Here is a 24228-nt window from a genome sequence, read left to right as displayed (position 1 = left end):
CGGTCATGGTGCGGTGCGCACCGGAGCCTCGGACTCCCGGAACGCCCTGTCGACGAGCGCGACGACGTCGTCGGCCCGGGTGCGGACGAAGTAGTGCCCGCCGTGGTCGAACGCGTGCAGCGCCACCCGCTCCGCCACGCGGTCCCAGGCGTGCCACCGTTCGGGGTACTCGCGCACGACGATGTCGTCGTCGGCCACCACGACGGTCAGCGGTGCGGTGATCTTCTCGCGATCGGTGCGGGTGTAGGCGTCCAGGTTGTAGCGGTGCCCGAACTCGACGTCGTGCCGGAACAGCTTGGCGATGAACGAGATCTGGTCCGGTGCGAGCCCGTCGGCCTCGGTGAAGCCGGCCCGTTCGCTGAGCCAGGTGATGATCTCGTCGTCGCTCATGGTGCGCGCCAGTTCCATCACCTCGTGCAGGTCCGCCTCGCGCAGGAACAGCTTGGCGCCGACGAACACGTGCCGCACGTCGACGCCGCGCCGCAGCAGCAGGCGGGTCGTCTCGACGGTCGGGTTCGCGCCGCCGCAGTGCCCCCACAGGATCACCGGACCGTCCACTGTGGACGCGATCTCCTCGGCCACGGTGGCCGCCGCCACGTCCACCGGCACCAGCGCCTCGTCCGGCTTCTGCGGGTCGTGCCCGGGCAGCTCGACCGCGTAGAACGCCACATCGGGCGCGTTCGCCGTGATCGCGTCCGCCAGCGGCAGGTAGTTGATCGCGTGGCCGGCCGCGTAGGGGAACGCGACGATCGTGAACCGCGGCGGCGTCGCCGGCTCGGTCAGCCGCCGCAGGTGCTTCTCGGCCGGGGCCCGCGTCGCGCCGTCGGTGCCGTCGATGACGGCCGCCAGGTCGGCCAGGCGCGGGTGGCGCATCACGTCGATCAGCCGCGTCCTCCCGCGCATCGCCATGACGATGCGCAGCGCCGCGAGGGAGTTGCCGCCGAGCGCGAAGAAGCTGTCGCCGGTGCTGATCCCGGCGGCGTCGACGCCCAGGATGTCGGCCCAGGCGGCGGCGATCGCCCGCTCGGTGGCGGTGCGGGGCGCGACGAAGCCGGTCTCCTCCTCGACGACCTCCGGTGCGGCGGTCTCGACCGCCTCCAGCGCGCCGTCCGTGGTGAAGCGCCCGCGCCGGCCGGTGCGCAGCAGCGTGTTCCCGGGCTGCCACGGGTCGGCCGGCTCACCGTCGCGGGCCGGGCGGGACAGCACGATCTCGCCCGCCGAGACGGTCGGGACCGGCAGGCCGAAGCCGTCCAGCACGTACACCCGGGTGGCGCCCTCGTCGGCGTACCGCGCCGCCGCACCGGTCGCCCACCCGCCGGTCAGCCGCCCGAACTCGGCCTCGCCGAGCAGCGTCTGGCCGCCGTAGTGCGCCCGCGGGTCGCGGGTCATCAGGTCCAGCGCCCGCAGGTAGTAGTGGCCGAGCCGTTCGGCGTGCTCCGCGCTGATCTGGTCGGCGTGGTAGTGCAGGCTGAGGCGCACGTTGTCGTGGAAGAAGTGCCGGGACCACTCGGCCCGCAGCACGAACTCCGTCTCGGCCTGCACCTGGACGTTCAGCAGCTCGAACTCGGGCAGCCGCTTGAGTTCCTTCAACGAGTAGAAGTGCGTGAAGTTGAACGTCGTCGTGAACAGACCGTCCTGAGTGGACAGATCCTGCTTCATGCGCGCCATCGGATAGCGGCGGTGCGGCAGGAAATCGATCTCGGCGCGGTACACCTGGCGCACCAGGTCGGCCCAGGAGCCCTCACCCAGCTTGGTGCGGAACGGCACCGTGTTGAGGAACATGCCGATGGCCCGGTCGGCACCGGCCAGCTCCGGCCGGCCGCTGTGCTCGTAGCCGGTCAGCACGTCGGAGTCGCCGTTCACCAGGCCGAGAACGCGCTGGTGCGCCGCCATGAGCACGTTCTTCACCGGCACCTGCAACGTCTCGGCGAGGCGCACGATGCGGTCCGACAGTTCCAGCGGGATGTCGAAGTGGCTCATCACCACGTCGAACTCCGAACCCTCCGGCATCGACCGCGGGACCGTGGTGCGCGGCCGCTCGTCCAGAACGCCCGCCCAGAAGGCCCGGCTCTGCGGGGAGTTCAGGGCGCGCTGCTCCAGGCCGAGGAAGTTGCGCGACTGGTTGTCGGCGTGCTCGGGCGGCAGTTCGCCCCCTGCGCGCAGCCGGTAGTAGAGGTCGAAGACCTCCGCGTGCACCAGGTTGATGCTCCAACCGTCCAATGTGGAGTTGTGCAGGCTGATGCTGTAGCGGTACAGGTTGTCGCCGAGCACCTGCACGTAGAGGTAGATGAGCGTGCCCGGCTGGCTCCAGTCGAACGCGCGGCTCTTCTCCTCCACCAACCACGTGTCGTACCAGCGCTGCTGCGCGTCGGCGTCGAGGTGGCGCAGGTCGACCACCTTCAGCGGCAGCGGCACGTCCCGGTGCACGATCTGCAGGTACTCGCTGTACCCGTCGAGGTGGTACGTGGTGCGCAGGATCGGGTTGCGCCGCACCAGGATCCGCACCGCCTCGGCGAACGTCTCCGCGTCGAACGGGCTGCTGATCAGGTAGCTGATGATGTCGTGGTAGTGCGCGGTACCCCGCATGATCTCGCTCTGGAAGATGAGGCCGCTCTGCAGCATCGACAGCGGGTACGCGTCCTCCGCGTCGGCCGGCAGCAGCGCCCGGTCGGCCTCGCCGATCAGCGAGAACGGCGCGAAGCGCTGGCTCTGCTCGGCATCCTCCGACGGCGTTCGGGCATCCAGGTAGGCGGCCAGCGACTCGACCGTCGGGTGCTGGAAGAACTCCTGGAACGTGAAGCTCAGGCCCGCGTCGCGCGCCTTCGCCAGCACCACCACGAAGTGGATGGAGTCGCCGCCGACGGCGAAGAAGTTCGCCCGCGGGTCGATCGGCTCCGCGCTGCCGAGCGCCTCCGCCCAGATGGCGGCGAGGGTCGCCTCGGTGCCCTCGTGCGCAGCGCGGGCGGCGGTGCCGTCGTGCGTGCGCGCCGGCGGCTCCGGCAGGGCCCTGCGGTCCAGCTTCCCGCTGGGCGTCAACGGCATCGCGTCCAGCACGACGATCCGCGACGGCACCAGGTGCGCGGGCAGCGCGCCGCGCAGGTGGTCGGTGAGCGCGTCCTCGTCCACAGTGGACGACGCGGTCACATATCCCAGCAGAGCCGTCTCCCGCGCCACCACCACGGCGTCGGTGACGGCCGGGTGCGCCCGCAGCGCCTCCTCGATCTCACCCGGTTCGATCCGGAACCCGCGCACCTTCACCTGGTGGTCGATCCGGCCCAGGTACTCGATCGCGCCGTCGTCCAGCCAGCGGGCCAGGTCGCCGGTGCGGTACACCCGGGTCTCCCGCGGGAACGGCTCCTGCACGAAGGACGAGCGGGTCAGGGAATCGTTGTGCAGGTAGCCGCGGGCCAGGCCGACGCCGGCGATGACCAGTTCGCCGGGGACGCCCACGGGCTGGATGCGCAGGCGGTCGTCCACCACGTACAGGCGGATGTTGTCGATGGCCCGCCCGATCGGCACCCGCTGCGGGTCGGGGTCCGCGCACTCGTGCACGGAGACGTCGACCGTCGCCTCGGTGGGGCCGTACAGGTTGACCAGCCGCGGGCCGGCCGGGCGGGGCAGCAGTTCGTGGAAGCGGCGCACCACCGCCGGGCTGAGCGCCTCGCCGCTGGCGAACACCTGCCGCAGCCCGCAGAGCGCGTCGCTGACGCCGGCGCTGCGCACGTAGTCCAGGAAGACGCTGAGCATCGAGGGGACGAAGTGCATCGTCGTCACCCCGCCGCGCGCCACCGCCGCCACGATCGCGCCGGGGTCGCGCTCCTCACCCGGTTCCAGCAGATAGACCGCGGCGTCGGCGAGCATCCACCAGAACAGCTCCCACACCGAGACGTCGAAGGAGATCGGGGTCTTCTGCAGGATCACGTCGTCCGGCCCGATCGGGTACGCGCGCTGCATCCACGTCAGCCGGTTGACGACCGCGCGGTGCTCGACCGCGACGCCCTTCGGCTGCCCGGTGGAGCCCGACGTGTAGATGACGTACGCCAGGTCGGTCGCGGCGCCCGGCGCCTCCACCGGGCGTGCGTCCGCGTCGTAGCTGCCGGCGTCGTCGAGGTCGAGGCAGACGATCCCGTCCGGCAGCGCGGTCAGGTGACGCGCCTGCCCGAGAACGACCGGAACCCGGCTGTCCGTCAGCAGATACGCGACGCGTGCGGCCGGGTAGGCGGGGTCGACCGGCACGTAACCGCCGCCCGCCTTCAGGATCGCCAGGACGGCCACGATCATCTCGTAGGAGCGGTCCGCCAGCACACCGACGAGGCGGTCCGATCCGACCCCGTGCCGGCGCAGCGTGCGGGCCAGGGCGTTGCTGCGCTCGTCCAGTTCCCGGTAGGTGACGCTCTTGTCGCGGGTGCGCACGGCGACCGCGTCCGGATGGGCGGCGGCCCTGCGGGCGAAGAGCTCGTGCAGGCGCACCTCCTCGTCGAACGGCACCGCCGCGTCGGTGATCTTGTCGAGCCACGCGTCGTCCGAGGCGTCCCGCAGCGACAGGTCGGCAAGCGGCGCACCCGGCGCGGCAACCAGCCGGTTCAGCGCCAGCAGGAGGTGGCGCACCAGCCGGTCGGCGGTGGCCCGTTCGAAGCGGCCGCCGTCGTAGCGCAGCCGCAGCGTGAGCCCGTCGCCGTCGCGCGCGAAGCGGAAGGTCAGCGGCACCGGCACGGTCTCGTAGGGGATGGCCGCGTGCAGCCCGTCGAGCGCCACCGCCACGTCGAAGAACGGGTTGGTGCCGGCGTCGGCGGGCAGCCCGAGCTGGTCGGCGAGGACCTTCAGCGGGTAGTCGCCGTGCGCGTTCGCCTCCGTCACCGCCGCCGCCACGCCCTGGGCCAGTTGCTGGAACGTCCGCTCCGGCGCGGGTTCCACGGACAGCGGCAGCGCCGGGGAGAGCGGCTCCGTGTTCGCCGCGAGGACCGGGGTGCCGACCACCACCGAGTCGGCACCGGTGTAGCGGTGCAGCAGGGCGACGACGCCGGCGGTCAGCAGGGCGTGCAGCGCGGCGTCGGCGCCCCGGCTCAGCGCCGCCAGCGCCTTCGTGGTCGCCGGCTCCACCGTCCCGTCCACTGTGGACGGTTGCGGCGGCGCCTCCGGGCCGGGCGTGCGGTCGGCCGGGAATCCCGTGCGGGTCCAGCCGTTCGGGAACCGGCTGTGCCAGTACGCGGTCTCCAGTGGGCGGCGGGCCGCCTCGAACTTCAGTTCTCCGAGGGTACGCATGTGTGCTCCGTCAGCTCTCGTGGGCGAAGTCGAAGTCGATGGGAACGGTCGTGGCGAAGACCCGGGTTCGGCCGATGAGTTCGCCTACGGGTGTGTCGGGTGCGGCGACGACGGCGTCGATGAGCGCCAGCAGGCGATCCGCGAACGCCCGCACCGTGTCGTCCAGGAACAGGTCGGTGCGGTACGCCCACACCCCCCGCCAGCTCCCGCCGTCGTCGTAGATCTGCAGGTTCAGGTCGAACATGGTGTGCCGGTTGGCGGAATCGAGCGCCCGCGCGTGCCCGCCGAGGACCTGCCGGGCATCGGTGGCCGACGTGTCCTGGAAGCCGAGCATCGCGTCGAACAGGGGATTGCGGCTGTAGTCGCGTGGTGCGTTCGACTCCTGCACCAGGCGGTCGAACGGGTGGTCCTGGTTGCGCAGCGCCCCGAGCACCTGTTCGCCGGCGCGGCGCACCAGCTCGGTGAACGGCTCCGCCGGCACGATCGGCACCGACAGGCACAGGGTGTTGGCGAACATGCCGACGACCCGTTCGGTGCCGGGCAGCGTGCGCCCGCCGGCCGGCGTCCCGAACGACACCTCGTCGCCACCGGTCGCCTCGGCGAGGAAGAGCGCGTGCACCGAGGCGAGCGCGTGGAACGGCGTCGCGCCGCTGCGGCGGGCCAGTTCGCTCAGGGCGGCCGTGCGCCCGGCGCCGACGTCGAACTCCCACCGGGCACCCGCGGTGCCGCGCAACGGCGGGCGGGGCAGGTCGGTCGGCAGGTCCGGCCGCACGGCGGCGAAATCCCTTGCCCAGAAGGGCTTCTGGTGGCGTTCGATCCAGGCGTCGGCCGCCTCGACGCGCCACACCGCGTAGTCCCGGTAGCGCACGGCGACCGGATCCAGGGCGCCGCCGTCGTACGCCGTGCTCAGCTCGTCGAGCAGAACGTCCACGGCGACGCCGTCGGCCACGATGTGGTGCACGTCCAGCATGAGCCGCCCGCCGCGCCGCCCGACGCGCAGCAGCGGCCCCTCCACCAGGTCGAACGGCCGCACGAAGTCGCGCAGCGCCGCCGGCAGCTCCTCGACCGGCACCGGCATCGCGTCGTGCACCCGCTGATAGGTCGTCCCGGACAGGTGCACGAACGTGGTCCGCAGGCTCTCATGGCGTTCGACCAGAACGTCGACGGCGTGCTGGAGACGGCCCGCGTCGATCGGTGCGGACGTCTCCACCAGAACGGGGATGTTGTAGTGCGTTGCCCCCGGATCCTTGACCTGCTCGACGTAGATGCCGTGCTGCTGCGGCGTGATCGGGTACAGCGCCCGGTGCGGCGCCGGCGTGAGGGCCGGGGCCGCCTCGTCCTCGCCGGTGTGCCCGTCGATGCGGCGGGCCAGCGCCTCGACCGTGCGATGCGTCAACACCTCCGCGGTGTCCAGCCAGGCGCCGAAACGGTGCTGCGCCCGGGCCGCGAACACCGCCGCGGTCAGCGACGTCACGCCCAGCTCCACGATGTCGTCGGTGACGCCGACGGCCGTGTCGCCGAGCACCCGCTCCCACAGGTCGGCGAGCGCGCGCTCCACCTCGTCGCGCGGCGCCACCAGATCGGTGCGCGCCTGCGGGCCGGTCTCCGGCAGCGCCGCGAGCACACCGCGGTCGACCTTTCCGTTGCGGTTCAACGGCATCGCGGGCACCTGCACCACCACGGCCGGCACCAGGTAGGCCGGCACGCGGGCGCGCAGCGCGCCGGCCACCTCGCCCGGCGCCAGGTTCCGCTCGGCGGTGACGTAGGCGCACAGGTACTTCTCCACGCCGTCCGGGCGGGTCCGCGCCAGGACGGCCGCCTCGCGGATGTAGGGCAGGGCGATCAGGTGGTTCTCCACCTCGCCCGGCTCCACCCGGAAACCGCGGATCTTCACCTGCTGGTCGACCCGGCCGAGGAAGTCGAGCGTGCCGTCGGGACGCCAGGCCACCAGGTCGCCGGTGCGGTACAGGCGTCCGTTCCCGTGGGTGACGAAGCGTTCTGCCTCGAGTTCCGGGCGGTTGAGGTAGCCGTCGCTCAGGCCGTCGCCACCCACGAGCAGTTCTCCGGGAACGCCCACGGGCTGCGGCCGGCCGTCGCAGTCGAGCACGAAGGCGGTGGAGTTGGTGACCGGCGTGCCGATCGGGATGCGCTCCACCGGTGGGGCGGTGATCAGGTGCGTGGCCGAGAAGGTGGTGTTCTCCGTCGGCCCGTACCCGTTGATCACCCGCAGCCCGGGACAGGCGCGCATCGCCCGCGCGATGTGCGGGTGGGAGAGCACGTCGCCGCCGACCAGCACCTCCGCCAGCCCTCGGAACGCCGTCGCGTCCTGGTCGACCAGCTGGTGGAACAGCGGCGCGGTCAGCCACATGCACGTGATGCCGTGGTGCCCGATCGCGTGGCCCAGCTTCGCGGCGTCCAGGATGGTGGATTCGGGGACGAGGACCAGCGTGCCGCCGTTGAGCAGCGCCCCCCACAGCTCGAACGTCGCCGCGTCGAAGCCGATCGCCCCGGTCTGCAGGATCCTCGTGTCGGCGTTCAGGGTGGCGAAGGTGCTGTTCTTCACGAGGCGCACGACGGCCCGCTGGTTGATCAGAACGCCCTTCGGCCGGCCCGTCGTGCCGGAGGTGTACATGACATAGGCGCCGTCGGTGGCGCGCGTCGCGACGTCGGGGGCGGCGGCGGTGGTGCGCGCGTCGACCATGTCGGCGGTGACCAGCACCCGGCTCCCGCTGTCGGCGAGGATGAACTCCCGTCGGTCGGCGGGGAAGTCCGGGTCGACCGGCACGTACGCCGCCCCGGCGCGCAGGACGGCCAGCGTCGCCACGACCCACTCCGGCACCTTGCCGAACATCAACCCGACCCGGTCGCCCGGCACCACCCCGTGCGCGGCGAGCGCGGCGGCGAGTTCGGTCGCGCGGGCGTCCAACTCCCGATAGGTCAGCACGGTGTCGCCGTGCACGACGGCGGGCGCGTCCGGCCGGGCGGCCACCTGCTCGGCGAAGAGCGGGTAGATGGCGCTGTCCCTGGGGTAGGGCCGCGCGGTGCCGGTCGACCAGGCGTCGATCTGCTTGCGTTCGGCTGCCTTGAGCAGGTCCACCTCGTCGAGCCGCAGCTCCGGGGCGGTGCGCAGCAGCCGGATCAGGTGCAGGAGATGCCCGCGGATCCGAGCGGCGTCCGCCCGGTCCAGAACGCCCGCGTCCGCGTCGAGGTGCAGCGTCGGGCCGGCGTCCCCGTGCGCGACGCGCAGCACCAGCTCGTAGCCGGCGGTGCTGCCCGCGTCGCCGGCCGGCGCACCCGGCTCGCCGGGCCCGGCGGTCGGCGGGTCCGGCGTCTCGGCGGTCGGTGTGCCGGGCGTTTCGGCCGGCGCCGGGCCGGTGAACAGGGCGATGCCCGTGCCGCCGACCGGGCCGGCGACCCGGCGGATCGCGTCGGCCACGGCGTCGGCGTGTGCGCCGAGGGTCCGCTCCGGGGCCATGGTGACGCGCAGCGGTCCGCGGCCGGCGTAGTCGATCTCGGCGGTCGGGTTGCCGGAGTACTTGCGCAGCAGAGCGAGGAGCGCGGGCGCCACCGCGTCGGCGTCCGCCCCCTCCGGCAGCCCGGCGGCGATCCGGATCCGAGCCGGGGTCCCGGTAAGGCGGCCCGGCGCTTCGGGGCGGCGGGCGTGGGCGAAGGGGATCCCGCGGGTCACGTTCTCGTCCACGCTCACACCCCCGTCGGCTGGAGCGGGGCGGACACGTGCTCGTACCGCGCGTCCACCAGTGCGTCCATCTCCTCGACCAGGCGCCGCAGCGCGTCGTGGTCCGTGGCCCGCCCGTACACCACGCCGAGGCAGTCCTGGGTGCCGTTGCGGGAGTCGAGCACCTGGCCGATGCCGGCCCGGATCTCGACGTGTGTCACCCCGGGCAGCGCGGCCACCCGGTCCGGCCCGTCGAGTGCGGTCAGCACCACCCGCCCGGGCGGTGCCGCGAGATAGCGGCGGAAGGCCACCTGCCGCGGCGGCCCGACCGTCGTCTCCGGCGCGCGGCCGACCGCGCTGCGCATCGCGGCGCCCAGCAGGTCGTAGCCGGTGCAGCGGCGCAGCAGGTCCGACACGTAGCCGCCGGCCCGGCCGTTGACCTCGATGATCCGTGGCCCGGACGGGGTCAGCTTCAGCTCGGTGTGGGTGACGCCGTCGCGCACGTCGAGCGCGCGCAGGGCGTGCCCGGCCGTGGCGGTCACCCGGTCGGCGAGCGCCGGCGCGAGCGTCGCGGGCAGGAACTGCCCCGTCTCCCGGAACCCCGCCGCGAGCGGGAACTTGCCGGTGACGGCCACATGACGGATCTCCCCGTCGTGCACGACCGACTCGACAGAGACGTAGTCGCCGAAGCCGGGTCCGGCGGCGGTCGGATCGCCGACGAGCAGCTCCTCCAGGACGTACCCGGCGCCGAGGTCGTTCGCGGCCCGGGTGCAGTCCTGGAGGGTGTCCAGCCGTCGCACGTCGACGCTGCCCGCGCCCTGCCGGGGCTTGAGCACGGCGGGCAACCCGACGGCCGCCACCGCGTCGAGGAACCCCTCGCGGCCGGCGATCGCCCGGTGCCGCGCGCTCGGCACACCCGCCCGCGCCAACGCCTCGCGCTGCGCGGCCTTGTCGGCGAGGGCCGCCGCGGTGGCCGGTGCGTGGTAGGGGAGTCCGAGCAGGTCGGCCACTGCCGCGGTGAGCCCGATCCGCGACTCGCTGAACGTCGTGACGCCGGCCGGCCGCAGCACCTTCACCGCGTCGGCGACGGCGCGCGGGTCGGGCGGCGCCTCGACGACCGGTGCGGCGGCGCGCAGCACGGCGAGGTTGTCGGCGACGTGCCGGCTGCGCGGGTCGGCGACGAACACGACGTCGCACACGTCGCGCGCCGCCGCGACCAGGTCGGCCGGGCCGGCCGCGCCCAGGTCGTAGACGATGATCAGAAGTGGTCTCACGCTGCCCCGTTCCTGTCCGTGGATCCAGCGGGCTCCGCTCACCGGCGGAAACGGGCGTGTGGATGCCCGTGGACCCGAGGTCCCTGATTCCGGGTGAACCGCGCGGTTAAGTTCCGGTGCGGAAGATCAGCGCGGTGACCCGATGGTTCCACCCGCTTTGGCGCAGCGTCGACAGAAGGACAGGGGTCAATTTTGTGCACGTGCACTTTCCTGTCCCCCGTGGCCGCTTGTGGCGTGTCGCGTAGTTAACATCCGGGGCTGCCAACCATTTAGGTGGCCTGCGATTTAGCGGTTCAGTGTCCCGTCCCGTCAGAACGGCGACCGGCGTGCACTTTCCGGCGAGACGGCGCAGTGTGCCCGATTTTGACCGCATATTTACAGTGGTGACGACGCCTCCCTCCGTGGCTACAGTGGTCGCGGAGCGTGCTTGATCGCTTCGCCGACACGGGAGGAATCTTTTCGATGACCGGTTCGATGGAGGCTGCGCGAATTCTCGACGGCGTTCCCGAACGCGTGGCCGGAAATGGCTACACGTCGATTCGAATTCTCGACCTCAAGGAAAACTGTGAGGATTCGAAGGAATGGGTCCGGGAACACCGGGCCGAGCTGCGGAAAGGGCTCGAGGAGCACGGCGCCTACCTGCTGCGCGGATTTCCGATCGACGTCGACGCGTTCCGGGAAATCGTGCTCATCGTGGGCGGCGATCCGCTCGAATACACCGAGCGCTCCACGCCGCGCACCGCGCTGAGCGGCAACATCTACACCTCGACCGAATATCCGGCCGACCAGTCCATTCCGATGCACAACGAGAACTCCTACGCCAGCGCCTGGCCGGACCTGCTGTTCTTCTTCTGTCACACCGCCGCGCAGACCGGTGGGGCGACGCCGATCGCCGACAGCCGCCAGGTGTTGCGCCGGATCTCCGACCGCACGCGTGAGTTGTTCGCGCCCGGGATCGTCTATTCGCGCACGTTCCGCGAGGGGCTCGGGCTCAGCTGGCAGGAGTCGTTCCAGACCGAGGACCGGGCCGCCGTCGAGGAGTACTGCCGCACGCACGGCTTCCGGTTCGAGTGGACCGAGGACGGGCTGCGCACCCGCCACCCGCGCCCGGCGTTCGCCACCGAGCCGCACACCGGCGCCGAAGTGTGGTTCAACCAGGCCAACCTGTTCCACGTCGCCGCCCTCGAACCCGAGGTGCGGGAGGCGCTCACCGCGCTGTACGCCGAGGAGGACCTGCCGCGCAACGCCTACCTCGCCGACGGTTCACCCATCCCGGACGAGGTGATCAAGGAGATCGGGGCCGTCTACGACGAGGTCAGTCTCGCGCTGCCGTGGCAACCTGGCGACATCATGGTTATCAACAACATGTTGATGGCGCATGGGCGACAGCCCTTTACCGGAGCGCGTCGAATCCTGGTCGCCATGGCGTGACGGCCGGACCCCGCGGCCGTGCGGCCGCACGCAATCGCGCACCCGCGCACTGATATCCATGACACGGGGGAAACAGATGGGCACGGTTTTCGTGGTCGGTCAAGGTGGACAGGTCGCTCCCGGTGGGCCGGGCGGCGACGGCGCGGACCAGGACGACATCGGATTAGTGCTGCCGCACGTGCGTCCGCGCTCCCGCCGGGTCCCGTCCGCCGCTCCGCCCGGCTGGCGGCTCCCGGCGGAGATGCGTCCGGGCGCGGGTGCGGAGCCGGCGACCGTCGAGATCTTCGAGGGAACGATGTGCGACCGCCGCGTCGACGAAGCCGTGCGGCGCTGCCGCAAGGAGGTGCTCGTCGCGCAGGCCGACGCGATGCCCGGCGCCGACGATCCCGTTCCGGGGCGCACCGTGGGCCGCGGCGCCGTGACGCGGGTCCTGTACCAGCACACCGCCCGGCACGACCAGGGCGTCGCGGCGTACGTCAAGGAGGCGACCGCCGCCGGCGCCGAGGTGCGCACCATCGACGAGTTCCCCGGGCGGCTCATCGTCGTCGACCGCGACGTGGCGTTCCTCGCCGTCGACGCCGAACGCCCCACCGTCGCGCACATCCGGCATCCGGCGCTCGTCGGCTATTTCGCCGACCTGTTCGACCGCGCGTGGCAGCGCGCCGATCCCTACCTCCCGCACGCCACGCAGAACATCACGACGCCGGTGCAGAAGCTCATCATCCGGATGCTGGTCGACGGCGAGACGGGGCGGGTGATCGCGCGGCGGCTGGGTATCAGCGACCGCACGTTCGCCAAGCGGATCACCCGGCTGAAGAAGGATTACCGGGCGCACACCACGTTCCAGCTCGGCTACCAGATCGCGTTGCGCGAGTCGCAGAGCCGCTGAAGCGCCTCCGGTCCCTGGTGCGGACCGGAGGCGCCTGCCTCAGTCGGTCAGCCGTCGGACGGTTCGAGCACCACTTCGGCCCGACCGCTCTGCGGCGGCGTGCCCGGATCGCTCGGCGCGTCCGTGTACTCCGCCACGAACACCGCGGTCAGGTCGTCCGCGCCGCCGTGCCCCGGATCCAGGAACGTCGGGATGCTTCCGGTGCAGCCGTGCGCCTCGGACAGCGGATGGCCGTGCTCGTCATGGCCCAGGATGTAGGTGACCGTGACGCGCGCGCAGTCGATCGGCTCGTCGTCGACCACCTGCACCTCGAACTGGACCGTGTCACCGAACTGGAACGCTTGTCCCGTAACGGGTCTGACGAACGTCACCACCGGCGCGCGCGGCCCGACGAGCAACTGCATCTGCGCCGCCGCGGATCTGCCCGTGCTGTCCGTGACGTTGACCGTCGGCGTGTAGCGGCCGTTGGCGGTGTACGTCCAGCTCGGGTTGGGATCGCGCGAGTCGACGGTGCCGTTGGAGTCGAAGTCCCACGCGTAGCGCAGCCGGTCGCCGTCCGGATCCGTCGTGCCGGCGCTGGAGAACTGCACCGTCAGCGGGGCCAGGCCGATCGTCGGGTTCGCGGAGATCTTCGGGATCGGCGTGCGGTTGCCGCGCACGAAGTCGAACCGGGACAGTTGCGCGTCCGGGTTCTCGGCGAAGTAGCCGTCGCCGTACTCGAGCACGTAGAGCGCACCGTCGGGGCCGAACTCCAGGTCCATCGGGTTGTCGAAGACGAGCGAGTCGAGCACCGGCCGGATGGCCTTCACGTCACCGCGCCGGTCGAGCTGGAACTCCTTCACGTAGTCCCGCGTCCACTCGTAGAACAGCGGCTTGCCGTCGTAGTACTGGGGCCACTTCGTCGGCGACGGGTTGTTCCGGTCGAACCGGTACGCCGGCCCGCCCATCGGGCCGATCCCACCGCTCTCCAGCTCCGGCCACTGCGTCGAGGCCGCGTAGGTGTACGCGATCTCGGGCTCGGCCACCGGCGGCAGGTTGGTCCGGCCGGTGTTGCGCGGCGAGTTGTTCACCGGCGCCGCGCAGTTGAACGGCGCCCCCGACGTGCCGGTCGCGAAGTCGTAGTCGATGTACGGCTGCGACGGGCTGACGCAGTACGGCCAGCCGTAGTTTGCCGGGCGTTCGATCGAGAGCCAGCGGCCGTGGCCGGCCGGCCCGCGCGCCGGGTTGGCAGCGTTGGCGTCCGGCGAGTAGTCGCCGACGTACACCGTGTCGGTGCGCCGGTCGACCGCGAAGCGGAACGGGTTGCGCAGCCCCATCGCGTAGATCTCGGGACGGGTCTTCGGGGCGCCCGGCCGGAACAGGTTGCCCTCGGGCACCGTGTAGCCGCCGTCCCGCCCGACCGTGATGCGCAGCAGCTTGCCGCGCAGGTCGTTCGTGTTGGCGCTGGTGCGCTGGGCGTCGTAGGCGGGATTGCGGTCCGGCCGCTCGTCGATCGGCACATACCCGTTCGACGCGAACGGGTTGCTGTCGTCGCCGGTCGACAGGTACAGGTTGCCCTTGCTGTCGAAGTCGATCTGGCCGCCGACGTGGCAGCAGATGCCGCGGTCGGTGTCGACCTGGATGATCTTCTGCTCGCTGGTCAGGTCGAGCGTGTCGCCGCGCAGCTTGAAGCGGGACAGCTGGAGGTAGCCCCGGAAGCGCGCCCAGTCGGCCTCGGTGCCGTTGAGCGGCGCGTCGCCCTCGTTGACGTTCGGCGTCGACGGGTCGTCGGTGGGCGTGTTCAGCGGCGGGGAGTAGTACAGGTAGACCCAGTGGTTGCGCCCGAAGTCCGGGTCGATGGCGATGCCCTGCAGCCCCTCCTCGTCGTGCTCGTAGACGGGCACGTCGGCCGCGAGCCGGTTGGTGCCGGTGCGCGGGTCGTGGATGCGGACCTCGCCGGTGCGCGCCGTGTGCAGCACGCGCCGGTCGGGCAGGACGGCGAGGCTCATCGGCTCGCCGGGGAAGTCGTTGAGGGTGACCTTCTGGAACTGGCCGTCGGAGGGCGGGTCCGCCTGCGGTGCGGCCACGGCGGGGGTGGCCACCACGATCGAACCGACCACAGTGGACAGGGCGGCGAGGAACGCGAGACGCCTCATCGGATACCCCCTAGAAGCGCAGGGTGTCGAGGTAGCGGAAACCGTTCTGGGCGGTCTCCAGCGCCTGTGCGGGGGTGCGTGGCGGGCTGCCCGCGTCGTCGCGTTCGACGATGTACTCGACCAGGCCGGCCTCGCGCGCGTGCCGGAAGATGCGGCCGAAGTCGATCAGACCCGAGCCCGGGTCGGCGAAGCTCGCGTTGGTGTCGTAGTCCTTGACGTGCACCTGGCGGATCCGGCCGCGGTGCTTCTGGATCAGGTCCACCGGGTCGGCCGTGCCGCGCCACGCCCAGAAGAGGTCCACCTCCAGGTGCACGAACCGCGGGTCGGTCTCGGCGGTCAGGATGTCGAACCCGGTGCGGTTGCCGCCGTCCTGGCGCAGGAACTCGTTGTGGTGGTTGTGGTAGCCGAAGTCGAGGCCGGCCCGGCGGGCCAGTTCGCCGGCGCGGTTGAGATCCTTGGCGAACGCCCGGTAGACGGCGCCGTTGCGGATCGGCCCGTTGGCGTCGGTACCGAAGTACGGGTGCACGATGTACTTGTTGCCGACGATGTTGGCGTCCTCGAGCGCGCGCTGCCAGGTGGCGGCGTCGAACGGCTGCGGGATGCCGACGTGCCCGGAGGTCGCCTTGAGCCCGGCGGCGTCGAGCGCGGCGCGGAACTGCTGCGCGGTGCGGCCGACGAAGCCGGCGTGCTCGACCCGGGTGTAGCCGATGCGGCGCAGTTCGCGGAGGCTGCCGTCGAGATCGATCTGCAGCTGGTTGCGCAGGGTGTACAGCTGAACGCTGATCTTGTCGCGCGGCACCCGGTGCGGATTGCCGCCCGGTCCGCCGTCGGGCTGTGGAACGCCGGCCGAGGCCGGAGACGCGGTGGTCACGGCCACCGCGGCAGTGGCGGCTCCCGCGGCGAGGACCCCGCGTCGGGTCATGGACGGTTGACGGTCTTGGGCCATGCTGCACTGCCTCCAGTCGGTTGGGACGACGCGGACGCGTGGCAGCGTTGAGCGATCGGCGTCGATGGCGGGCCACGCGGATGCGCCGGAGTGCGACTTTCGTTCATGTGCATTCGTCTATTGGTTGGCCCACCGTACGACATGTTCGCCGCGAACAAAAGTTGTGTCGCGGCGAACAGAAGTCCTCTGCCCATTTGGTCAGAGCCGGACTTACCTACGCGGAGTCATCCTCGGCCGGGCGCGGTGCGGGTGTCGACGTTCACCGTGAGCGCCACCGTGTACCCGCCGCCGACGTCACCGGTCGCCGTGCCGAGCTGCGCCGCGCCGCCGTCGTCGCCGAAGACGCCGTCGCCGCCCAGGCTCACCCGCGCCAGGGCCGGCCCGGAACGTTCGTAGCCCGGCCGGGCGTAGACCGCGTCGCAGGCCTCCTTCGGCAGCGCCACCTGCGACGTCGCGATCGCCCTGGTGGCGTCGGTGATGCTCGCCGCGTCGGGGTACACCTCGAAGTGCACGTGCGGCCAGCGGCCGGTGTAGCAGCCCGGGAAGACGCTGGTGAAGCTGACCTTCCCCGCGGTGTCCGCGACCTGCACGCCGCGCAGGTAGTTGCGGTCCCGGACGCCGTCGGAGTACATCGAGTACCGGCCCTCGCGGTCGCAGTGCCAGACATACACGGCCGTTCCGTCGAACGGCTTCCCGCCCGCCATGTCCACAATGGACAGTTCGAGGGTCAGGAGGACCCCCTCGGCCGTGCCCGGCGCGCCGTCGAAGCTCGACCGGATGTCGCCGCGGATGATGCCGCTGCGCTCCAGCACATCCGGCCCGTTGGACCCGTCGCCGGGGTAGGGGCCGGCCGTCTCCTCGGGGATCTCGCCCGCAGCCGAGGTGGACCCGCCGGAAGAAGAGCCTCCCGCCGAGGGGTCGTCGGTGCACGCCGCGAGCCCCGCCACGGCGACGCCGAGCCCGAACATCCGCAGCACCCGCCGCCGGTCGACCAGGGTGCCGAGATCGAACGCCAGCCCCTGGTCGACCGGTTCCGCATCCGGCCGGGGCAGGGGGCGCCCCTCGTAACGTGGTCCCATGCCGTCAGGCTCGACCCGCTACCTGGGAGCCGGCTGTGTGCCCCCTGCCGGATTTCTGGGAGGGTTCACAGCACGCCGCGCCGCCACGGCCCGGTGATCGCCGCCGTGAAGCCGCTGCCCGCGTCCGCGGTGCCGTAGACGTTCACGAACAGGGTCTGGCCGTCGGGGCTGAAGCACGCACCGGCCAGCTCGCTGGTGCTGAAGCGGTTGACCAGGAACTCGAAGGTGCGCCCCGAGCGGGTCAACCCGATGAGCCGGTTGACGTCGACCAGCCCGGGCGCCAGCGGATGCGTGTCGCCGTCCACGCTGCCGGCGTCGTCCTCGCAGATCAGCAGGTTGCCCTGGGGGCTGACGGTGAGGTTGTCCGGGCTGTCGAGCACCGAGCCGCCCGGCGACTCGAACGCCAGCCGCAACTGCCCGCCGTCGCCGTCGTGCTCGCCCGGCGCGTACTCCCAGATCTGGCCGTAGCCCTCGGCGTACCCGTCGGCGTTGACGTCGCCGTTCTTGGCGTCGCCGCCGCTGGTCGAGGCGATGAAGAAGCTGCGCTCGGCGGCCCAGACGCCCTCCAGCCGGTTGAACTTGGCCCCGCCGGCCGCCCAGCCCTGCGCGAAGACGCTTGTGGCGCCGGGCAGTTCGGCCTCGATGACGGGATCCGGATCGGGGTCGTCGATGTCCCGCCACACCACGGGGAGCCAGCGGCCGGGCTTCTGGCGTTCCCTCAGATCGGTCCGGGGACGTCCCTTGAGCGACAGGATCTGCAACCGTCCGCCGCGCGAGAGCCGGGCCGGGTCCCTGGGCAGGAACCGGTAGAAGCCGCTGCCGCGACCGGATCCGGCGTCCTCGGTGAGGTACACGACGCCGGTGCGACGGTCGGTCGCGACGGCCTCGTGCGAGAAGCGGCCCATGGCGGTGAGCGGCTCGGCCCGGGCGGTGGCGCGGGCGCCGATCGGGACGAGGAAGACGTAGCCGTGTTTTCGGCCGTAGCCGTCGGCGGGGCCGGCGACCGTCTCCTCGCAGGTGAGCCAGCCGGCGTGCCGCCAGGCGATCCCGCCCGCGCAGTTGACGTGGGTGCCGTTGACGCCGATGAAGTCGCGCACCACGCGGCGGGTGCGCGGGTCGTAGTCGAGCACGGTCACGCCGCCGCCCGCGAGCGGGTCGTACCGGGTCGCGGACGGCCCGCCGACGGTGCCCTCGCCGGGTGCGTTGCGGTCCTCCTGGTTGCGGGTCAGCCGGATCGTGGGCCCGGGCCCGTGGAACGCGGCCATCCCGTCGTGGCTGCTCGGGTTGCGTTGCGACGGGTCGCTGACCATCGGCGTGCCGGTCTTGCCGAACACGACGTAGCTGAACCCGGCCGGCAGGGCGAAGTACTCGGCGCCCGGCTCGTCGGCCGCGGCGACCGGCCGCAGCGGCCCGTAGCCCCCGGTGTAGCCGTCGGGGTCGGCACCGGTGCGCGGGGGCGTCGACGCGGCGGCGGCGGAGTCGATGCCGGAGAGGATGGCCGAGGCGAAGAGCGTGCCACCCGTGGCGGCGGCCCCACCGGCCAGGAACATACGACGACTGATGTCCATCGAAATCCCTCCACGTTGAGGAGTCTCGATGCTTACATGGGCGTGTCGTCAGAGGGAATCAGCCGTTATGCCGAGGTAAACGCGGGCGTAAAAGGCGTTGCAGACCAGGCCCACCACGGCGAGCGCGAACGTCAGGGTCGACGACGCCACCTCGCCGCCCCGCCGGCCGCGGTACCCCAGATACAGCGCCGCCGGCGCGGCCACGTAGCCCAGCAGCGGCACCAGCGCCAGCATCGCGCACACCAGCGCGAACCGCGCCGACAGTTCGTCGATCGAGCGTTCCCGCGCGAACTGCCGCTGCCGTGCGGCCTCCGCGGCGCGCACCCGTTCGGCCGTGCGCTGCCGGCCGGTGCGCTCGGCGGCGATCGGCGCGGCGAGCAGCAGCGCCGCGTGGTGGGCCGCGGCGGCGTCCGGCGGGGCTTGTTCCGCGGCCAGCGTCCGGAACCACCGCTGCCCGGCCGCCTCCGGCTCCGCCGCCGCCGCGCCGGCCTCCGCGGCCCACAGCTCCTCCTGCCCGGGGAACGCCGCCAGCAGCAGCATCGCCCGGTACCGGCGGGCCGTTTCGGGCGGCACGTCGAGCCGGTAGCGCCGCACGACCGCCTCGAACTGCGCCCACAGCCGCCGCCACCGTTCGTCCAGCGCGGCGTGGCCGGCGCAGCCGGGACGGCCGTCCAGGGCGGGCAGCACGCCGTCGGTGTAGAGCAGGTCGACGGCGGCGTTCTGCGCCGGGTCCGCGACGGCGTTCTCCGCGAGGCGCAGCAGGTGCTCCCGGTCGAGCGGCCCGCCCGCGAACCCGGCCGGCCCCGCCGGGTGGGAACGGGGGACCGCGGGCGAGGCGCCGGCGCACCACGCGGAGACCTGCTCGGCGCCCCAGCGTTCCTCGGGGGCACGGGTGAGCAGGCCGCGGCAGAGCAGGTGCCAGCGCCGGTCCCGGATCCGGCTCAGGTCGATGTCGTGCACGGTCAGCTCCCGCACGATCATCGCGTCGGACTGCCAGCTCCCGTCGAGGCGCTGGAACGGGTTGAGCCCGGTGAGCAGTTCGTGGACGACGATGCCGAGGGACCACCAGTCGAGCGCGGTGGAGGTGTCGCCGATCGCCGCCTCCGGGGCCGCGTACGCACACGTGCGCGAGCCGGAACGCATCTCGCGGGAGGCGTTCAGCACGGCGGCGAGTCCGAAGTCGGCGAGTACCAGGTCGACCGGGGCGACGCCGCGCACCAGGATGTTGCCGGGCTTGACGTCGCGGTGCACCAGCCCCAGCGAGTGCGCGTAGGCGATGGCCGGCGCCACCTGCGCCACCACCCGCAGAACGGACTCGTCCGGCCAGGCGCCGCCGCCCTGCTGCCGCCGCAGGTCCTCGAGGGAGCCGTGGACGGCGTACTCCAGCGTCTCCCACAGGTAGCCGTCGCCGCGGCCCCAGTCGAGCAGGCGCACGAGGTGGCGGGGGTCGGCGCCGGTGAGCCGGGCGAGCGTGGCCTCGGCGGCCCGGACCTCGCGGCGGTAGATCTTGACGACGGCGTGCTCGCCGGTGGCGCGGTCGCGGGCCAGGAGCGTGTCGGCCTCGCCGCCGGCGCCGAGGTCGCGTTCGACCTCGTAGCGGTCGACCAGCTCGGGCGGCAGGTTGACCCGGCGGTAGCGGGCCCCCGCCACGGGCCCGCGGTCGCGGGTCGTCTCCGGGGCCGGGTCCCGGGTGGTGCGCGGGGCCCGGCGCAGCGCGTCGCGGGCGGTCGGCGGGGCGGCCCAGGCGCCCCTGGCGAGCCCGGCCGACCCGCCGGCGTTCACGGCGCACCGCCCGGGCCGACCTCGACGATCAGGGCGGCGGCGAAGCGCAGCCGGTCGCCGGAGCCCGCCCGCACGGGCACCCCGGGCGCGAGCCGTTCGTCGTTGACGAAGGTGCCGTTGACCGAGTCCAGGTCGGTGACGACGACCGCGCCCGCGTCGAGCGCGAGTTCGGCGTGCCGCCGGGAGACGTTGGGGTAGCGGGCGAGCCGCTCGGCGAGGGGCGAGTTCTCCCGGCCGATCAGCAGCGGCCCGCCGGTGGGCAGGCGTTCGGTGCCCCAGGGAAAGCGCAGCAGCACCGCCCGGGCCCGCCGCCCGCAGTGCCGGCACGCCTCCGCCGGCAACACTCCACTGTGGACACAGTCGGGGTCGCGGCACTCGCGCCCCTTCGGAAGCGCCGCCGGGACGGGCTTCTCGAACGGGACCGCCGCCAGCAGGCAGCCGGTGCAGTACGGCCGCCCCGTTTCGAGGTCCGCCCGGCAGCCCGGGCACATCAGCTCCGCCATGACGCCTCCGTGTAGGCCACGCCGCGCCGCGCGAGGGCGCGCTCCAACGCCTCCAGGTCACCCGGCCGCGGAACGCCGATCTGGTACACGGTGTCGCCCCGCATCGACACCTGCAGCCGGGTGCGGTCGGCCGGCGCGTCGATCTCGTGGTCGTAGCGTTCGTGCCCGAGCGGGCTCAGCGGCACCAGTTCCTGGTTGGTGGAGCCGCGCCACTTGAGCCCCGGCGCGAGCTGCGCCACGAACGGCCCCGGAATGACGGCGTCCAGCCGTTCGAGCAGGTGCCCGAAGCGGGACCGCAGCGCCGCCTGCGAACGCCCGCTGTAGCAGAGCAGGTCGATCGCGCGCCCGCCCCGCCAGTCGTGCAGCCGCCGCAGCAGTTCCTCGAGCGCCGCCGGCTGGTCGAACGGCTCCCCGCCGCTGATGGTGATCCCGTCGACCGGCCCCTCGACCGCGTCGCACCAGGCCACCACCTCCTCGACCGGGATCGCCCGGTCCTGCGAAGGGGACCACGTGTCGCGCGACACGCAGCCCGCGCAGCCGATGCCGCAGCCCTGGGTCCACAGCCCGATCCGCCGCCCCGGCCCCAGCACGGTGACCGGATAGTGCGCGCGGCTCAGCAGGATGTTCATGACAGGCCGATGCGCCAGATGTCGTCGTGCCGCTCCCAGGAGGTGACGTGCAGGCGGGCGCCGTCGAGGTGCTCGCGGGTGAACAGTTCGCGGGCGAGCGGGTTGACGAGCGCGCTCTCCAGGAACGAGCCGATCCCGCGCCCGCCGAAGCTCAGATTGCGGGTGGCGCCCTCCAGCAGCTGCCGGCGCACCGGATCGGCGAGCGTCAGCGCGACGCGGTGCTCCTTGCGCAGGCGTTCGGTCACGTGGTCGAGCAGCATCGTGAAGATCTCCTCAGCCGTACCGCGGTCGATGAAGTTGAAGACGACGATGTTGTCGCCGAGGCGGTTGAGCAGTTCCGGCCGGTTGATCACCGAGACGAAGTGGTGCTCGACGGCCGAACGCACGCGCAGCTCCAACGCCGGCCGGTCGACCGCCGAACGCTGCGCGTACTCCTGGGCGGAGACGCCGAGGTTGGAGGTGAACACCAGCACCGTCTCGGTGAAGTACACCGTCGCACCGCCGGCGTCGGTGAGCCGCCCGTCGTCCAGGATCTGCAGGAACTTGTCCAGGATCCGCGGGTGCGCCTTCTCCACCTCGTCGAAGAGCAGCAGGCTGAACGGCCGCTGCCGCACCGCGTTCGTCAGTTCGCCGCCCGCGTCGAACCCGACGTAGCCGGGCGGCGCGCCGATCAGCCGGTCGGCCGCGTGTTCGGCGGAGAACTCGCTCATGTCGAAGCGGGTGTACGCGTTCTCGTCGCCGAACACCTGCCGGGTCAGCTCCTTCGCCAGTTGGGTCTTACCGACACCGGTCGGCCCGGCGAAGAAGAGCACCCCGCGCGGGCGCGACACCCGGGCGCCCGCGTGCGCGCCCGACAACCCGAGCACCGCGCGCACCAGGATGTCGACCGAACGCTGGATCGCCTCCCGCTGGCCCCGCACCCGGGCGCCGATCGCGTCCGCGGCGCCCTCCAACCGCTTGCGCAGATGGGATTCCCGCCACGGGTTGTCGTGCACGCCGACCCGGTAGCAGCGCACCGCCTCGTCGATGTCGGCGAGCGGCGTCTCCATTCGCTTGGCCAGCCGGGCGATCGCCATCATGCCGCGCAACGTCATGCCCCGCGTCTGTTCGGCGAGTCGCCGCCGCAGGTCCTGCCGCGCGTCGGGAGTCGCCTCGGCGTAGCCGTTCAGGACGCCGGCGAGCCACTGCGCGGCGGTGAGCCGGGCGCCGAGATCGGGCAGCGGCACGGCGATCTGGCGGATGTCCTCGTTGCCGGCGGTGAGCCAGAGCGGCAGGTCGCGTTCGTTGTCCACGACCCACACGACCGGGTTGTAGAACGGCCGCGGGTCGTCGCCGGCCGGCTGCGGATAGGCCGCGCGGGAGAGCCGGTCGACGCGGGCGAAGAAGCGGTGCTCGGCCGGTTCGAGGCGGGTCGGGTCGAGCACGAGACGGGAGGCGTAGTCGACGAGGACCGCCGCGCGGGCCGGTGCGGTGGCGGTGCGCTCCAGCAGGTCGGCGAGGGCGTTGAGGTCGATTCCCTTGGCGCCCCAGGGTTTGCGGGGCTCCGGCGGCCCCTTCCCGTGCGTGAGCGTCTCGACGCCGGCCACCGCGTCGGCGACGACCAGCGTCGGGAACCCTTCCGCCGCAAGGATTCTGTGCACCCCGGCCCGGAGGTCGCACGGTTCGAGGCCGGTGCCGCCGGGCAGGAGGAAGATGTCGCGCACGTTGCCGTACAGCACCACCTGCGAGTTGATCGACAGCGCGGTGCGCACCTCGCGCAGCCAGGCCGGGTAGCCGGTCACCGCTCCCGTTTCCTCTCCCGTGGGGCGGTGCGGCGGGAGCGCTGACGCCGTTCGAACGGAAAGACGCCGACCCGCTGGGCCTCGACGTCCTCGCGGCGGTGCGTCACGCGGACCTCGATGTGGCGCTCGGCGAGCGCCGGTACCAGCGCGTCGAACGCCGCGCACCACTGCCGCTCCGCCTCCGGATCGGGCGCCACGTCGTCCCCGTGCGGGGCAACGAGGTTGAAGTGCAGCGCGCCGTCCTCGGGCCGGTGCCGGACCCGCACGGCGACGTCCTCCCGGCCCGGGTGGCGCACGTGCGCCATGCCGTCCGCGGCGAGCAGCACCGCGAAGTCCTCCTCGGACTCGACGCCGATCTCGCGCAACGACTCGCGCAGCGCCCAGGCGGTGTAGTCGCGCACGGCCGCCTCGCGGGTGCGCGCGATCGCGTCGTCGACGGTGGCCTCCAGGGCCGCCCAGTCCGGTGTCGCCCGGTCCGGTGCCTCGCCTGCCGTTTCGAGCAGCGCGAGGGCCGCGTCGATCAGCGGGCCGGTCTGCTCCCGCAGCCGCGCGGCGAGCCCCGCCAGCCGGTCGCGCCGCCGCGCGACGGCCCGGTTGACCGTGTCGACGCTGTGCCGCAGGTCGTCCAGGAGGCGCCGCGCGGTGGCCGGCGACGGGGCCGTCAGCGCCTGCGCCGCCCACGCCTCCAGCTGCCGCGTGTCGGCGTCGGCGGCTGCCGGGTCGAGCCGGGCCAGCACGCGGCGCAGCGACTCCTCCAGGTCCTCCGCCGGGGTCGGGGCCGCGAGTTCCGTCACGGCCCGCCGCACCGCCGCCATGATTTTGTGGGAACGCGCGGCGCCCAGCTCCGCCGCCAGGCGACGCTCCGCCGCGTCGACCCAGGCGTTCAGCCCGTCGGCCGGCGCCTCCGGCAGCGCGCCGATCGCGTCACCGAACTGGCGCCTGGCCCGTTCGACCTGATCGCGCAGCGCCCGGTAGCGGTCGGTGGCGCGGGCCTGCTCGATGCGGGCCTCGCGGATGCGGCGTTCGCGTTCGATGGCAACGTCGGCGAGCTTCCCGAGCGCGTAGCCGGCGGTCCCGGCACCCGCGGCGAGCAGCGCCACCGGGACCACGGCCGGCGCCAACACGATCACACCGATTTGACCGCTCACATCAGTCAGGATACTGACAGAAAGACATCTCTTGGATACTCAGCGTCAGTGTGATACGTGAATGAACGGCGGCGCCCCGGTTCATCGGGACGCCGCCGTCCGTTGTCGACTGGTCGGAGTTGTCG

General features: G+C 72.6%; 14 protein-coding genes. 2 read left to right on the top strand and 12 right to left on the bottom strand.

Annotation, left to right across the window (positions count from 1 at the left end; all coding sequences use genetic code 11):
- Nucleotides 1-3 precede the first annotated feature (3 nt).
- From Val02_RS26145 to Val02_RS26135, 3 genes are read right to left on the bottom strand one after another with little or no spacing between them, the layout of a single operon-like run.
- The gene (locus Val02_RS26145; protein ID WP_203901856.1) at nt 4-5262 is read right to left on the bottom strand and encodes a non-ribosomal peptide synthetase; all 5259 of its coding nucleotides are present in this window, start codon (nt 5260-5262) and stop codon (nt 4-6) included.
- A 10-nt stretch (nt 5263-5272) separates the two neighbouring features.
- Complete coding sequence (locus tag Val02_RS26140; RefSeq protein ID WP_203901855.1) at nt 5273-8962, bottom strand: non-ribosomal peptide synthetase; 3690 nt, start codon at nt 8960-8962, stop codon at nt 5273-5275.
- A 2-nt stretch (nt 8963-8964) separates the two neighbouring features.
- A complete protein-coding gene (locus Val02_RS26135; RefSeq protein WP_203901854.1) occupies nt 8965-10212 on the bottom strand; it encodes an ATP-grasp domain-containing protein in 1248 nt (415 codons plus the stop codon).
- A gap of 462 nt (nt 10213-10674) precedes the next feature.
- On the opposite strand from Val02_RS26135, the gene Val02_RS26130 reads away from it, so the two are divergent.
- Both Val02_RS26130 and Val02_RS26125 read left to right on the top strand, forming a co-directional pair.
- On the top strand, nt 10675-11643 hold the full coding sequence (locus Val02_RS26130) for a TauD/TfdA family dioxygenase (protein WP_239153331.1): 969 nt from the start codon (nt 10675-10677) through the stop codon (nt 11641-11643).
- Nucleotides 11644-11719: 76 nt separating this feature from the next.
- A complete protein-coding gene (locus tag Val02_RS26125) occupies nt 11720-12532 on the top strand; it encodes a helix-turn-helix domain-containing protein (RefSeq protein ID WP_203901853.1) in 813 nt (270 codons plus the stop codon).
- A gap of 47 nt (nt 12533-12579) precedes the next feature.
- On the opposite strand, the gene Val02_RS26120 is transcribed toward Val02_RS26125, so the two are convergent.
- The 9 genes from Val02_RS26120 to Val02_RS26080 form a co-directional block, all read right to left on the bottom strand.
- Nucleotides 12580-14667, bottom strand: coding sequence for a PQQ-dependent sugar dehydrogenase (locus Val02_RS26120; RefSeq protein ID WP_203901852.1), 2088 nt, complete (start codon nt 14665-14667; stop codon nt 12580-12582).
- A 10-nt stretch (nt 14668-14677) separates the two neighbouring features.
- Nucleotides 14678-15589: a sugar phosphate isomerase/epimerase family protein gene (locus Val02_RS26115; protein WP_203901851.1), complete on the bottom strand. Its 912-nt coding sequence runs from the start codon at nt 15587-15589 to the stop codon at nt 14678-14680.
- A 248-nt stretch (nt 15590-15837) separates the two neighbouring features.
- The gene (locus tag Val02_RS26110) at nt 15838-16692 is read right to left on the bottom strand and encodes a dioxygenase family protein (RefSeq protein ID WP_203901850.1); all 855 of its coding nucleotides are present in this window, start codon (nt 16690-16692) and stop codon (nt 15838-15840) included.
- Nucleotides 16693-16757: 65 nt separating this feature from the next.
- Nucleotides 16758-18260, bottom strand: coding sequence for an alkaline phosphatase PhoX (locus Val02_RS26105; RefSeq protein ID WP_203901849.1), 1503 nt, complete (start codon nt 18258-18260; stop codon nt 16758-16760).
- A 48-nt stretch (nt 18261-18308) separates the two neighbouring features.
- Complete coding sequence (locus Val02_RS26100; RefSeq protein WP_203901848.1) at nt 18309-20042, bottom strand: serine/threonine-protein kinase; 1734 nt, start codon at nt 20040-20042, stop codon at nt 18309-18311.
- Nucleotides 20039-20545: an FHA domain-containing protein gene (locus Val02_RS26095; protein WP_203901847.1), complete on the bottom strand. Its 507-nt coding sequence runs from the start codon at nt 20543-20545 to the stop codon at nt 20039-20041. The genes Val02_RS26100 and Val02_RS26095 overlap by 4 nt, the downstream gene beginning before the upstream one ends.
- On the bottom strand, nt 20533-21174 hold the full coding sequence (locus Val02_RS26090; RefSeq protein ID WP_203901846.1) for a 4Fe-4S single cluster domain-containing protein: 642 nt from the start codon (nt 21172-21174) through the stop codon (nt 20533-20535). Before Val02_RS26090 ends, Val02_RS26095 begins: the two co-directional genes overlap by 13 nt.
- Nucleotides 21171-22955: an AAA family ATPase gene (locus Val02_RS26085; protein ID WP_203901845.1), complete on the bottom strand. Its 1785-nt coding sequence runs from the start codon at nt 22953-22955 to the stop codon at nt 21171-21173. The genes Val02_RS26090 and Val02_RS26085 overlap by 4 nt, the downstream gene beginning before the upstream one ends.
- The gene (locus Val02_RS26080; RefSeq protein ID WP_203901844.1) at nt 22952-24103 is read right to left on the bottom strand and encodes a hypothetical protein; all 1152 of its coding nucleotides are present in this window, start codon (nt 24101-24103) and stop codon (nt 22952-22954) included. Before Val02_RS26080 ends, Val02_RS26085 begins: the two co-directional genes overlap by 4 nt.
- Nucleotides 24104-24228: the final 125 nt, after the last annotated feature.

The sequence above is a fragment of the Virgisporangium aliadipatigenens genome (assembly GCF_016863615.1).
GTDB classification, from domain to species: domain Bacteria; phylum Actinomycetota; class Actinomycetes; order Mycobacteriales; family Micromonosporaceae; genus Virgisporangium; species Virgisporangium aliadipatigenens.
This window is presented reverse-complemented; position numbering and strand designations above follow the sequence as displayed.